The organism is Herbaspirillum sp. YR522, from assembly GCF_000282575.1.
In the GTDB taxonomy this organism is placed as follows: domain Bacteria; phylum Pseudomonadota; class Gammaproteobacteria; order Burkholderiales; family Burkholderiaceae_D; genus Herbaspirillum.
Map to the genome: position 1 here is coordinate 53730 of NZ_AKJA01000027.1, position 12287 is coordinate 66016.

The window sequence follows — 12287 nt, forward strand, 5'->3', positions numbered from 1 at the left end:
TTGCCACCGCGCAGTCGCCACTGGCTTATACCAGTGTCAGCGTGACGTCGATATTGCCACGGGTGGCGTTGGAGTAAGGGCAGACCTGGTGCGCCTTGTCGACCAGTGTCTGCGCCACTGCGCGATCCAGGCCCGGCAGCGAAATCTTCAGTTCGGCTTCGATACCGAAACCGGCAGGGATCTGGCCGATGCCCACGGTGCCGGTGATGCTGGCGTCAGCCGGCAGGGTCACCTTGTCCTGGCCGGCCACGAACTTCAGCGCACCCAGGAAGCAGGCGGAGTAGCCGGCTGCGAACAGTTGTTCCGGGTTGGTGCCGGCACCGCCGGCGCCGCCCAGTTCCTTCGGGGTCGACAGCTTGATGTCGAGCACGCCGTCGGAGGACTTGGCGGAACCTTCACGGCCGCCAGTGGCGGTTGCGGTGGCTTGGTACAGGGCTTTTTCGAGTTTTTTCATGATGTTTCCTTTCGGTTCAGGTTAAGGCCCGCAGGCCGCATCGGTCATGACAACCATTCATCTTATCCAGCATCACTGCCTGCACATCGTGACCGCAGGCATGGCCTGCAGGCACCGACTTGCATCAACTACAACTTTCACCGTCTAGCGTTTGCCGCCAGTTCGAGACAACTCTAGATCAGGTTCTATCCCGATGCGAACCCGCTGGTGCCCGCGGGTTCAATCTCGAACGACAGAATAGCGAACTATTTAATTAACACCATCAAATCCTGACGATATTTCCTGCTGCAATCTGTTCGGGCATCACCTTGCGTGTTCCAGGATCGTTGCGCCGTCCATGCATGCATAATAGATCGTACAAAATTAAATTGCAAGCTATTTAAATTCAAGCGATTGAACATATCGCCTGATATCGCTGGCCGGTTGCCCCTGCGCTTGCACGCGCCAGGCCGGGTGCGCCAAATCCGGCAAGTTAGGTATCATGCGCACTCCCGCTGCCAGCTTTATACCGACGCCCGGCGTCGGCCCCGCCATGCCCAATGAAATCCGTACCGCCGCCGGCCATCCGCTGCGCACCCTGGACCTGTTCTGCAAGGTAGTCGACAACTACGGCGATATCGGCATCTGCTGGCGCCTGGCGCGCCAACTGGTGCGCGAACATGGCATTGCGGTAAGACTGTGGGTCGATGACCTGGTCAGTTTCCAGCGCCTGTGCCCCGAGGTCGATACCAGCGCCGAGCTGCAGCAGGTCCACGGTGTGGCCGTGCGCCACTGGCACGCGCAAGACCAGGAGGCCAGCTTCGCCGCGGACGACGTGGCCGACATCGTGATGGAATTCTTCGGTTGCGAGATCCCGCACGGGTACGTGGCGGCGATGGCACAACGCAACGTGCGTCCCTTGTGGTTCAACCTCGAAGGCCTGTCGGCCGAGCAATGGGTCGAAGGCTGCCACACCCTGCCCTCGCCGCATCGCTCCTTCAAGCTGACCAAGTATTTTTTCTTCCCAGGTTTCAACGACAAGACCGGTGGCCTCAGTTTCGAGGCCGACCTGCAGGCGCGGCGCCAGGCCTTCGTCGAGCAGGGCGAACGCCAGGCCTTTCTGGCCAGCCTGGGCGTGACCGCCGAGCAAATGCAGGGCTGCAAGGTTTCGCTGTTCTGCTACGACTATGCACCGGTGGCCGACCTGCTTGCCGCCTGGCAAGCCAGCCCGCGCCCGGTCACCTGCCTGGTGCCCGATGGCGTGGCCAGTGCCGCGATCGAGCGGTTTCTCGGCGCCCCCGCGCGGCCCGGTGCATTCGCCACGCGGGGCGCCTTGACAATGCGGGTGTTGCCATTCGTGCCACAACCCGACTACGACAAGCTGCTCTGGAGTTGCGACTTCAACTTCGTGCGCGGCGAGGATTCGTGGGTGCGGGGCCAATGGGCCGCCAGGCCGTTCGTCTGGAACATCTACAAGCAGGACAAGAACCTGCATCACGTCAAGCTCAACGCCTTCCTCGCGATCTATCGCCCGGCCACGGCCGAGCTGGCCACCCTGGCACGGGCCTGGAATGGCGCCGCGCCCGGCGAGATCGACTGGGCGGCGACCTGGAGCGCCGTGTTGCAGGACTTGCCGGTACTGACCGCCGGCGCCGGACAATGGGTCGATACGCTGTTGGCAAATGGCGACTTCATGACCAATTTGCTCAGCTTCGCCCGCAGGCTCGAATAAAACAGGCCCGAAAATAGGGTAGAATAGCGGGCTAACTTTTATGCAGTTTGGAATTCAACGTACGTGGGCTTGCGGTGCTCTTTGCCATCAGGCTACGGACAGTTTGAAGAAACCTACCTTTTCACGACTATCCGCTATGAAATTTGCAAAAGAAATCCGCGTCGGCAACATCATCATGGTCGACAGCAAGCCCATGATCGTCCTGCGTTCGGACATCAACGGCTCTTCCCGTACTGGCTTCACCTACAAGTGGAAGATGAAGAACCTGCTGACCAACACCCCGATGGAAAGCGTTTTCCGCGGCGACGACAAGTTCGACGTGGTGGTGCTGGACAAGAAGCCGGTCACCTATTCGTACTTCGCCGACCCGCTGTTCGTCTTCATGGATCAAGAGTACAACCAGTACGAGATCGAAGGCGAGAACATGGGCGAAGCCATCAACTACCTCAAGGATGGCATGGAATGCGAAGCCGTGTTCTATGACGGCAAGGCGATCTCGGTCGAAATGCCGACCACCATCGAACGCCTGATCACCTACTCGGAACCGGCCGTCAAGGGCAACACCTCGGGCAACGTGCTCAAGGAAGCCAAGATCGAAAACGCGATCGAAGCCAACCAGATCGTGGTGATGGTGCCATTGTTCGTCAGCCAGGACGACGTGATCGAAATCGATACCCGTACCAACGAATACAAGAAGGTCGTGCGCAACTAAGCATTGCCGTTGCCATTCGATAAAAACGCTGCCTCGTGCAGCGTTTTTTTATGCCCGAGGCAGCGCACGCCGCCCGGGATCATTCCACCCCGCTCGCCTTGACCTGCGCCAGGTGGCGCGCCGCCTTGCCGCCCTCGCTGGCCCAGAATTCGCTGTCGGCGGCCTGGATGCGACGCGCGGAATTCTCCATGTGCTGCAACGCCGCCGCCCGCGCGGCCGCGGCGTCGCCCTCGGCGATGGCCTGCGCGATGGCCGCATGTTCGCTGCGCACCTGCTGCTGGAAGTCGGCGCGGCGCGCCTCGTTGATGCGCGCCACCCGGATCGCCCCGTGCAGGAACTGGCTCAGGAACTGCACCAGCGACGTATAGAGCGGATTGTGCGCGGCGTTGGAGATGGCGGCATGGAAGGCGAAGTCTTCCTGCACCCCGTCGCGCCCTTGCGCGGCTGCCGCGTCGATCGCCTTCAAGGCCTGGCCGATGGCACGGCTCTGCGCCCGGGTGCGACGTTGCGCGGCCAGCGCTGCCATCTCGCCTTCGACGCCGCGCCGCAGCTCGATCACCCGCAGCACCGCCTGGATCGAATCGCGCACATCCCCCACCTGCAGGTCGAGCCGGAACGGCGTGGCCTGGTTGGCGCCCAGCACCACCGTACCGCTGCCCCGGCGCGAACCGACCAGGCCTTCCGACTTCAAGCGCGAAATGGCCTCGCGGATCACCGTGCGGCTGACCGCGAAGCGCTCGGTCAGCTCCATCTCGGATGGCAAGCGGGCATCGGGCGCGAACTGCCCCGAACGGATCTGCTGGGCCAATTGGCTGGTGACGTGGTCGGCAAGGGTACCCTTGCCGCGCGCGGCACGGCTGGCAGGATTCGAAGGCATGGCTGGATCGGGATTCATGAAGTCGCCATGATACCGCCACTGCCTGCTTTTCGATCCGCACAAACAACTACCGACATGGGCCATCAAAAGTTGTATGACAACTTTCTGTTATAATGCCAGCCGCAATGAGTCGAAGCACCCAGCAGTCCCATCAGATACCGAGGAGAACACATGCATATCGTCATCACCGGCGGCGCCGGCTTCCTGGGCAGCCGACTGGCTCGCCAACTGCTGCAACGCGGCAAGCTGACCGGCAGCAACGGCCAGCAGCAGGAGATCACCCGCATCACCCTGCTCGACGTGGTCCCGGCCCAAGGTTTCGATGACCCGCGCATCGAAGCCGTCACCGGCGACATCGCCGATGCCGCTGTCATCGAGCGCGTCATCACCGCCCAGACGCAATCGATCTTCCACCTGGCCGCCATCGTCAGCGGCCACGCCGAAGCCGATTTCGAGCTGGGCATGAAGATCAACTTCGATGCCACCCGGGTGATCCTGGAACGCGCCCGCGCCGTCGGCACCAAGCCGCGCGTGGTCTTCACCAGCTCGGTGGCGGTGTTCGGCGGCGACCTGCCCGCGGTGGTGCCGGACAACACCCTGTTGATGCCGCAAAGCTCCTATGGGGCGCAGAAGGTGATGGGCGAGCTGCTGGTCAACGACTACAGCCGCAAGGGCTTCATCGATGGCCGCGCGCTGCGCATGCCGACCATCTCGGTGCGCCCCGGCGCGCCCAACAAGGCCGCTTCCAGCTTCGCCTCGGGCATCATCCGCGAACCGCTCAACGGCCAGCCATCGGTGTGCCCGGTGGGTCGCGATACCCGCATGTGGCTGATGTCGCCGCGCCAGGCCATCGCCAACCTGATCTACGGTCACGAGATCAATGGCGCCGACCTCGGCCTGGCGCGCTTCCTGTCCATCGACGGCTTGTGCGTGACGGTGGGCGACATGGTCGCCGCGCTGGAACAGGTAGCCGGCCCCGAGGTGGTCAAGCTGATCGAGTGGAAGGAAGACGAAGCCATCAAGCGCATCGTCAATTCGTGGCCAGGCGCCTTCGAGGCCAAGCGCGCCAAGGCACTGGGTTTCACCGCCGACGCCAGCTTCGCCGATATCGTCCGCGCGCACATCGAAGACGAAGTCAAGAAGTAGGCTGCGCGCCATCCCGTCGCCGGCGACGGGATGGTCGCTACACCGGGTCTTGCAGGCTACCTGGCCTGGCCCAGCAAGTCATAGATGCTGGAAAAATCCAGCGCCCCCGCGCCGTTCTTGCTATGGATGTCGTACAGGTTGCGCGCTGCCGCCCCCAGCGGAACCGCGCATCCGGTGGCCAGCGCGTTTTCCACCGCCAGGCCCAGGTCCTTGAGCATCAGGTCGACCCCGAATCCCCCCGCATAGGCCTTGGACGCCGGCGCGCTGTCCATCACGCCCGGACAGGGGTTGTAGACTTCCAGCGTCCAGTTGCGTCCGGAACTCCTGGACATGATCTCCGACAGCACCGCCGGGTCCATGCCGTTGGCCACGCCCAGCCGGATCGCTTCGGATGTGCCGATCATCAGGATGCCAAGCAACATGTTGTTGCATACCTTGACGGTCTGGCCGCTGCCGCTGTCGCCGGCGTGGTAGATCGCCCGCCCCATCTTCTGCAGATACGGCTGCGCAGCCTCGAAGGCCTGCGCCGGGCCGCCCACCATGAAGGTCAGCGTGCCGGCGGCGGCGCCATTGGTGCCACCCGAGACCGGCGCATCGAGCATGGCCAGCCCCTTGTCGGCGGCGGCTGCTGCCACCTTGCGTGCCGCCTCCGGGGCGATGGTGGAGCAGTCGATCAACAGCGTCCCGGGACGCACCGACGCCAGCACGCCCTGCGCCCCCAGGTAGAGCGACTCGACATGGCGGCTGGCCGGCAGCATGGTGATGACCACGTCGGCCTCGGCCACCGCCGCCATCGCATCGGCACCGGTCTTGCCGCCGGCCTGCACCAGCTTGTCCACGCTGGCCTTGACCAGGTCATGGCCACTGACCGCATACCCCGCCTTGACCAGGTTCTGCGCCATCGGCAAACCCATGTTGCCCAGGCCGATGAATACGATATTGGCGCTCATGAAGTTCTCCTCTGCTACTTCAGGGTGATGGTGGTATTGACCTGGCCGGCCTGTTCGTCGGGCGCATACCAGCGTGCCGTGACGGTCTTGGTCTGGGTCCAGAATTGCACCGCCTGCTTGCCGTTGGGGCCCAGGTCGCCCAGCTTGGAGGCGCGCGACCCGGTGAAGCTGAAGTAGGCCACCGGTACCGGGATCGGCACGTTGATGCCGACCTGGCCGACATCGATCTCGTTCTGGAACTTGCGCGCCGCATAGCCCGAGCTAGTGAAGATGGATGTGCCGTTGCCGTTCGGGTTGGCGTTGATGAAGGCAATCGCGTCGTCCAGCGTGTCGACCTCGACGATGCACATGGCCGGGCCGAAGATTTCCTGGGTATAGATGTCCATCTCGGGCTTGACCCCGGCAAACACGGTGGGGCCGACGAAGTTGCCCTTTTCGTGTCCGTCCACCTTGCAGTTGCGACCATCCAGCAGCAGCCTGGCGCCCTGCTCCACGCCCATGCCGATCAGGCGCTCGACCCGCTCCTTGGCGGCAGCCGACACCAGCGGTCCGACATCGGCGCTGCGGTCGCTGCCCGGCCCGACCTTCATGGCCCTGGAGCGCTCGACGATCTCGCCGATCCACTCCCGCGTCTGTCCTACCAGCAGCACCACCGAATTGGCCATGCAGCGCTGGCCGGCCGCGCCAAAGGCGGCCCCCAGCAGATTGTTGATGGCCTGGTCCTTGGGTGCGTCGGGCAGGACGATGCAGTGGTTCTTGGCGCCCATCATGCATTGCGCGCGTTTGCCGGCTTCGCTGGCGCGGCGATAGATGTGGGTGCCGACATGGGTCGAGCCGATGAACGAGACGGCCTTGATGTCGGGGTGGTCGCAGATCATGTTGGCCACTTCCGGCCCGCCGTGGACCACGTTCAACACGCCCGGCGGCAGGCCGGCCTGGTTGGCCAGCTCGACCAGGAACAGCGACGAAGTGGGGTCTTGCTCGGACGGCTTGAGCACGAAGGTATTGCCGCAGGCCACGGCGATGGGGAACATGAAGCACGGCAGCATCACCGGGAAGTTGAAGGCGGTGATGCCGGCCCCCACGCCCAGCGGCTGGTACAGCGTATAGACATCGACGCCGCCGGCCACGTTCTCGGCCAGCTCGCCCAGCTGCAGCGAGGTGATCGAGCAGGCGTGCTCCACCACTTCCAGGCCGCGCATGACTTCGCCCTCGGCGTCGGGCAGGGTCTTGCCGTGTTCGCGGGTGATCAGCTCGGCCAATGGCGCGATGTTATCGCGCAGCAGCTGCTGGAACTTGAGCATGATGCGCATGCGCTGCGCCAGCGAGGTATTGCGCCAGGTCTTGAAGGTGTCCTTGGCATTGGCCACGGCGCGGTCGACCTCGGCCTTGGTGGCAAACGGCACGCGCGCCACCACTTCCTGCGTGGCCGGGTTCCTGACGTCGCGCCATTCGGTCGAACTCGATTGCACCTTCTCGCCGTTGAGAAAGAGGGGCACGTTGGGGATCTGGGCTTGGCTCATCGTGGGTTCCTGTGAAAGAGAGAAGACCCGGGCAACCACAGGCGCCCGGGCGAGGACTTATCTGGTCAGCGGGCAGGCCGCGTCCATCGGCCGGAAGGCCTGCTGGGCCGGAATCACCGACAGCAACTTGAGGTAGTCCCACGCGCCCTTCGATTCGGCGGGGGTCTTGACCTGGTACAGGTACATGTCGTGGATCACCCGGCCATCGGGGCGGATCGAGGCATTGCGCATGACCACGTCGTTGATCGGGATCTCGCGCATCTTCTGCGACACCACCTTCGAGTCGGCGGTGCCTGCCGCGGCGCGTGCCTTGAGGAAGTGATACACGCTCGAATACACGCCGGCCTGTACCATGGTCGGCTTGTTGTTCTTGAACTGGGTTTCGAAACGCCGGGAAAAGGCGCGCGTCTGTTCGTCGTAGTCCCAATAGAATCCGTCGGTATAGACCAGGCCCTGGGCCGCATCCAGGCCCAGCGCATGCACGTCCGACAGGAACACCAGCAGCGCCACCAGGCGCTGGTCCTTGCCGCCCACGGCGAACGAGCGTGCCTGCTTGATGGCATTGACCACGTCGGTGCCGCCGTCGGCCAGCCCAATCACCTGCGCCTTGGACGCCTGGGCCTGCAGCAGGAAGGATGAGAAATCGGACGCGTTCAAGGGGTGGCGCACCGAGCCCACCACGGTACCGCCATTGGCCTTGACCACATCGGAGGCGTCCTTCTCGAGCGAATGGCCGAAGGCGTAATCGACCGTAACGAAATACCACGACTTGTTGCCCAGCTTGGTCAGGGCCGCGGCCGCACCGGCGGCTTGCGAATAGGTATCGAACATCCAGTGGAAACCATTGCTGGCACATTCGCTGGTGGTCAGCGCGCCGGTAGCCGGGCCGCTGTACATGGCCACCCCGCCCTTTTCCTTGATCAGCTTCTGCACCGCCAGCGCCACCGACGAATTGGTGAGGTCGGCGATCGCCTCGACCTTGTCGCGATCGAGCCATTCGCGGGCGCGGGTCACGCCCACGTCGGGCTTGTTCTGGTTGTCGGCCGACAGCACTTCGATCTTCATGCCGCGGCATTCGGCCTTGAGACAATCTTCCACGGCCATCCTGGCGGCCACCACCGAGCCCTGCCCGCCCATGGCCGAATACGGACCGGACATGTCGGTCAGGATGCCGATCTTGACGCTGTCGTTGTTCTGGGCCCGGGCCGGGCTGGTGCCAAATGCGAACGTACAGGTTGCCACGGCGGCCATGAGGACATGGCCGGATACGGTTCTACGCATGTTGCTGTCTCCTGGATATTGTCGTTGTTGTCTGCACGCCCGGCGTTACGTCGACGCCAGGTCGTGCGCCATTTTGCATTTGCGTTAATATCGACACAATAACCACAAATTCAAAACCCCTTTGCATTAATGCAAAACCACGGGTGGGAGACACGATGCAGGATTGGGACAACCTCAGGATCTTCCTGGAACTCACCCGCAGCCAGGGCCTGGTCGATGCGGCCCGCAAGCTGGGCATCGATCATTCGACCGTGTCGCGTCGCATGAAACGCTTCGAACAGCAAGTGGGTAGCCAGCTGTTCGACCGCAACAACCATGGCTACAAGCTCACCGCCGAAGGTTATCGGCTGGTGGAATATGCCGAGAAGATCGAAAGCACCATCTATGCCGCCGCCGAGCAGCTGGGGGGCCAGAACAGCAAATTGTCGGGACAGGTGCGGCTGGGCGCCACCGAAGGTTTCGGCACGTTCGTGCTGGCCCCGCAGATTGCGCATTTCTGCGCCCGCAACCCGCACATCACGGTCGACATGTTGCCGATGCCCCGCTTCGTGAACCTGTCCAAGCACGAAGCCGACATCAGCGTGTCGATCGAGCGGCCGCTGTCGGGCAACTACGTCGTCACCAAGCTCTCGGACTATGTGCTCAAGCTCTACGCCAGCGGCGACTATCTCGCCCGCCATGCGCCGATCAACGACGTGAGCGACCTGGCGCAGCACAACTTCATCGGCTATATCGATGACCTGGTCTTCAGCGAAGAGCTGCGCTACAAGGACACCGTGGCACCGGACGCCTTTCGTGCCTTTCGCAGCACCAGCGTGGTGGCGCAATACACGGCCGCCTGCAGCGGCCACGCGCTGGCCATCCTGCCGTGCTTCCTGGCCCAGCAGTCGGACAAGCTGGTGCCGATACTGCAGTCGCAGGTGAGCATCACGCGCACCTTCTGGCTGGTGGCGGCCAGCGAACAGCGTCATGTGGCCCGGGTCTCGGCGTTATGGAGTTACCTGCGCGAATGCATAGAGCTGAACCGCGCCTTCCTGATGGGCCAGGCACCCCACATGCAGTCGCTGCGCTAGCCGGCGGCGTCGGCGGCCATGCGCGTGATTCGGCCAGCGCATCAGCACGGTGCTGGCGCCCGGATTCGCGGCGCACCGCCCCGTCATCCCCGCCAACCGCTAGAATCGCGCTCGACGCCGGGATTTTTCGCTGGCGTCGACAATATCGCTGGAGATGATCCGTCTCCAAGGCATGCAGTCCACATCCACCCACCTTGCAATGAGCGACAAGGAAAACGAAATCACCGCCACCGTGCTGCGCGAGCGCGGCCGGCTGGGTGGCTTCATTCGCCGCCGCGTAGCCGACGCCGGCGAGGCCGAGGACATCCTGCAGGATGTGATGCTGGAGTTCGTCCAGGCCTATCGCTTGCCGGAACCGATCGAACAGGTCGGGGCGTGGCTGTTCCGGGTGGCGCGCAACCGCATCATCGATCGCTTCCGCAAGAAGAAAGAGCAGCAACTGGTCGATCCCGGCGATATCGACCAGCTCGACGGCGCCGACGACAGTGTTCGCCTGGACCTGGCCTTGCCGGCGGCCGATGGCGGCCCGGAGGCGGCCTATGCGCGCTCACGGCTGCTGCAGGCCTTGCAGCAGGCATTGGAGGAATTGCCGGAAGCACAACGCGAGGTATTCGTGGCACACGAACTGGATGGCGTCAGCTTCAAGCAGATGGTGGCCGACAGCGGCGTGCCACAGAACACCTTACTGGCGCGCAAGCGCTATGCCGTACTGCACTTGCGACGTCGCTTGCAGGCGGTCTATGACGAATTGGAGATATAGATGGAACCACTGGATCAGATCAATCAAGGGCAACCTGGCCGCGGCCGTGGTCGTTTCGGCATGGGCTGGCTGCTCAAGCTGGCCTGCGTGGCGGTATGCGTGCTGGCGCTGGGCACGGCGGTGATGTTGCTGTGGAACTGGGTGGTGCCGCCGATCTTCCCGGCGGCCACCGACATCGGTTTCTGGCGCGCGCTGGGCTTGTTGGTACTGTGCCGGATCCTGTTCGGCGGCTTTCGCGGCAACCGTCACTGGCATGACAAGAAGCGCCGCATGCGCGCGCGCTGGCAGGCCATGACGCCGGAAGAACGCGAACGCCTGGGTGGCCGCATGTGTGGCTTCGGCCGCCATCGCAATCGTCACTGAGGCCGCCCGCCTTCGCCTCAGGCCTTGACCGCCCAGGCCGGGGCGTCTTTTTCAAGAAATGCCCGCAGGCCTTCGCGCCCCTCGGCCGAGGCCCGCAGGTCGGCGATCACGCCCACCGTGTATTCGGTCAAGGGCGACGCGATCTGCAGGGGGTTGGCGGTATGCACCAGTTGCTTGGCTGCGCGCATGGCATGCGGCCCATTGGCCAGCAGCGTAGCGATCAATTGCTCGGTTCGGGCTTCGAGCTCGGGCGGCAACACCACCTCGTGCACCAGGCCGATGGCAGCGGCGCGAATGGCCGAGAAGCGCTCGCCCGAGACGAAATAGCGGCGCGCCTGCGATACGCCGATCTTGGCGATCACATACGGGCTGATGACGGCTGGCGCCAGTCCCAGCTTGACCTCGGACAGCGAGAAGAAAGCCGGTTCGGCGGCCACCACGATGTCGCAACACGCCACCAGCCCGACCCCGCCGCCCATTGCCGCGCCCTGCACCCGGGCCACGGTAGGTGCCGGAAAATCATTCAGCCTCGCCATCAATTGCGCCAACCGTCGCGCATCGTCCAGGTTGTCCTGGCGCGAGGCATCGGCCATGCGGCGCATCCAGTTCAGGTCGGCGCCCGCCGAAAACGACTTGCCGGTCGAGCCCAGCACCAGCAGGCGGGTACGCGGATCGGCCGCGGCCTGGGCCATCAATGCAATCAGGTGTGCGATCAACTGGTCGTCGAAGGCGTTGTGGATGTCGGGGCGATTGAGCAGGATGGTGGCCACGCCACGGCTGTCGATATCGAGTTGTGCTGCCTCGGTCATTGGATCTCCTGATGTCAAAGGTGCGTCTTGGGGGCGCTGTTCTGGAGCAGGATAGCTTAGTTTTTCTCGACTTATTGTCGCCATGCCGAAAGTCGGCGGTTGTCGTGCCAAGGAAGCAGTCATTGCCGCGTCCTCGGCCCGGCTCTATGCCTGTGGCTTGCGAGGGCATTGACGGGGTGATGGTGATGCGGAAAACCAAATCAATCTCGGAACCGTTCGCACACTCGATAAAGACCGTTAGGACTGAGTAGGTCCGAAGGATCGTATCGAAGGCGCACCGGCATGCGCGCCTTCGATACGCTGCCAAGGCAGCACCTCAGTACGAACGGGGACGGGTCACGGTGGCGTATGGCTTGCCGACGCTAAGAAGATGCGGCGTCAGATGCCGTTAATCGAGCGCCAGACGCCACCTCGCCCCCCCCGCGATGTGCACTGGCACATCGCTAGGGGACGTCAAAAAGCAAATAGCCCGCTATCGCGGGCTATTTGGTTTTTGGCGTCCCCTGGGGGATTCGAACCCCCGTACTCACCGTGAAAGGGTGATGTCCTAGGCCTCTAGACGAAGGGGACAAATACGGTACTTCTACAATATCCCACACACACATCATGCGGGTCGCTGGTGGAGGTA

The 12287-nt window shown here is 63.4% G+C and carries 12 protein-coding genes and 1 tRNA gene; 6 read left to right on the top strand and 7 right to left on the bottom strand.

The features are described from left to right. Positions 1-25: 25 nt before the first annotated feature. Positions 26-454 carry an organic hydroperoxide resistance protein gene (locus PMI40_RS05120; protein WP_008112836.1) on the bottom strand — a complete coding sequence of 143 codons (429 nt, stop codon included), beginning with the start codon at positions 452-454 and terminating at the stop codon, positions 26-28. A gap of 532 nt (positions 455-986) precedes the next feature. On the opposite strand from PMI40_RS05120, the gene earP reads away from it, so the two are divergent. Continuing rightward, positions 987-2165 (top strand): elongation factor P maturation arginine rhamnosyltransferase EarP, encoded by a 1179-nt coding sequence (gene earP, locus PMI40_RS05125; protein WP_008112839.1) that lies wholly within the window; start codon positions 987-989, stop codon positions 2163-2165. A gap of 136 nt (positions 2166-2301) precedes the next feature. Further along, complete coding sequence (locus PMI40_RS05130) at positions 2302-2877, top strand: elongation factor P (RefSeq protein WP_008112841.1); 576 nt, start codon at positions 2302-2304, stop codon at positions 2875-2877. Positions 2878-2956: 79 nt separating this feature from the next. On the opposite strand, the gene PMI40_RS05135 is transcribed toward PMI40_RS05130, so the two are convergent. Continuing rightward, the gene (locus PMI40_RS05135) at positions 2957-3754 is read right to left on the bottom strand and encodes a FadR/GntR family transcriptional regulator (RefSeq protein WP_008112843.1); all 798 of its coding nucleotides are present in this window, start codon (positions 3752-3754) and stop codon (positions 2957-2959) included. A 171-nt stretch (positions 3755-3925) separates the two neighbouring features. Between PMI40_RS05135 and denD the strand changes: the two genes are divergently transcribed. Continuing rightward, the gene (gene denD / locus PMI40_RS05140; protein WP_008112845.1) at positions 3926-4900 is read left to right on the top strand and encodes a D-erythronate dehydrogenase; all 975 of its coding nucleotides are present in this window, start codon (positions 3926-3928) and stop codon (positions 4898-4900) included. A 56-nt stretch (positions 4901-4956) separates the two neighbouring features. On the opposite strand, the gene mmsB is transcribed toward denD, so the two are convergent. From mmsB to PMI40_RS05155, 3 genes are read right to left on the bottom strand one after another with little or no spacing between them, the layout of a single operon-like run. Then, complete coding sequence (gene mmsB, locus PMI40_RS05145; protein WP_008112847.1) at positions 4957-5850, bottom strand: 3-hydroxyisobutyrate dehydrogenase; 894 nt, start codon at positions 5848-5850, stop codon at positions 4957-4959. A 14-nt stretch (positions 5851-5864) separates the two neighbouring features. Continuing rightward, the gene (locus PMI40_RS05150; RefSeq protein WP_008112849.1) at positions 5865-7373 is read right to left on the bottom strand and encodes a CoA-acylating methylmalonate-semialdehyde dehydrogenase; all 1509 of its coding nucleotides are present in this window, start codon (positions 7371-7373) and stop codon (positions 5865-5867) included. 57 nt (positions 7374-7430) lie between these two features. Next, on the bottom strand, positions 7431-8654 hold the full coding sequence (locus PMI40_RS05155; protein WP_008112851.1) for an ABC transporter substrate-binding protein: 1224 nt from the start codon (positions 8652-8654) through the stop codon (positions 7431-7433). A 155-nt stretch (positions 8655-8809) separates the two neighbouring features. Here PMI40_RS05155 and PMI40_RS05160 point away from each other — a divergent pair, with 155 nt between their 5' ends. From PMI40_RS05160 to PMI40_RS05170, 3 genes are all read left to right on the top strand, one after another. Further along, the gene (locus PMI40_RS05160; RefSeq protein WP_008112853.1) at positions 8810-9727 is read left to right on the top strand and encodes a LysR family transcriptional regulator; all 918 of its coding nucleotides are present in this window, start codon (positions 8810-8812) and stop codon (positions 9725-9727) included. Positions 9728-9899: 172 nt separating this feature from the next. Then, complete coding sequence (locus PMI40_RS05165; protein ID WP_040501682.1) at positions 9900-10487, top strand: sigma-70 family RNA polymerase sigma factor; 588 nt, start codon at positions 9900-9902, stop codon at positions 10485-10487. Then, a complete protein-coding gene (locus PMI40_RS05170; RefSeq protein WP_008112857.1) occupies positions 10488-10850 on the top strand; it encodes a hypothetical protein in 363 nt (120 codons plus the stop codon). Between the two features lie 17 nt (positions 10851-10867). On the opposite strand, the gene PMI40_RS05175 is transcribed toward PMI40_RS05170, so the two are convergent. Further along, positions 10868-11659 (bottom strand): enoyl-CoA hydratase-related protein, encoded by a 792-nt coding sequence (locus tag PMI40_RS05175; protein WP_008112859.1) that lies wholly within the window; start codon positions 11657-11659, stop codon positions 10868-10870. A 494-nt stretch (positions 11660-12153) separates the two neighbouring features. Next, positions 12154-12229 (bottom strand) — tRNA-Glu (locus PMI40_RS05180). Positions 12230-12287: the final 58 nt, after the last annotated feature.

Bases quoted from the DNA above. Each gene is read 5' to 3' on its own strand.
- PMI40_RS05165 (WP_040501682.1), top strand. From the start codon at position 9,900: ATGCAGTCCACATCCACCCACCTTGCAATGAGCGACAAGGAAAACGAA.
- denD (WP_008112845.1), top strand. From the start codon at position 3,926: ATGCATATCGTCATCACCGGCGGCGCCGGCTTCCTGGGCAGCCGACTG.
- PMI40_RS05155 (WP_008112851.1), bottom strand. From the start codon at position 8,654: ATGCGTAGAACCGTATCCGGCCATGTCCTCATGGCCGCCGTGGCAACC.
- PMI40_RS05160 (WP_008112853.1), top strand. From the start codon at position 8,810: ATGCAGGATTGGGACAACCTCAGGATCTTCCTGGAACTCACCCGCAGC.
- earP (WP_008112839.1), top strand. From the start codon at position 987: ATGCCCAATGAAATCCGTACCGCCGCCGGCCATCCGCTGCGCACCCTG.
- PMI40_RS05170 (WP_008112857.1), top strand. From the start codon at position 10,488: ATGGAACCACTGGATCAGATCAATCAAGGGCAACCTGGCCGCGGCCGT.
- mmsB (WP_008112847.1), bottom strand. From the start codon at position 5,850: ATGAGCGCCAATATCGTATTCATCGGCCTGGGCAACATGGGTTTGCCG.
- PMI40_RS05175 (WP_008112859.1), bottom strand. From the start codon at position 11,659: ATGACCGAGGCAGCACAACTCGATATCGACAGCCGTGGCGTGGCCACC.
- PMI40_RS05135 (WP_008112843.1), bottom strand. From the start codon at position 3,754: ATGCCTTCGAATCCTGCCAGCCGTGCCGCGCGCGGCAAGGGTACCCTT.
- PMI40_RS05130 (WP_008112841.1), top strand. From the start codon at position 2,302: ATGAAATTTGCAAAAGAAATCCGCGTCGGCAACATCATCATGGTCGAC.
- PMI40_RS05150 (WP_008112849.1), bottom strand. From the start codon at position 7,373: ATGAGCCAAGCCCAGATCCCCAACGTGCCCCTCTTTCTCAACGGCGAG.
- PMI40_RS05120 (WP_008112836.1), bottom strand. From the start codon at position 454: ATGAAAAAACTCGAAAAAGCCCTGTACCAAGCCACCGCAACCGCCACT.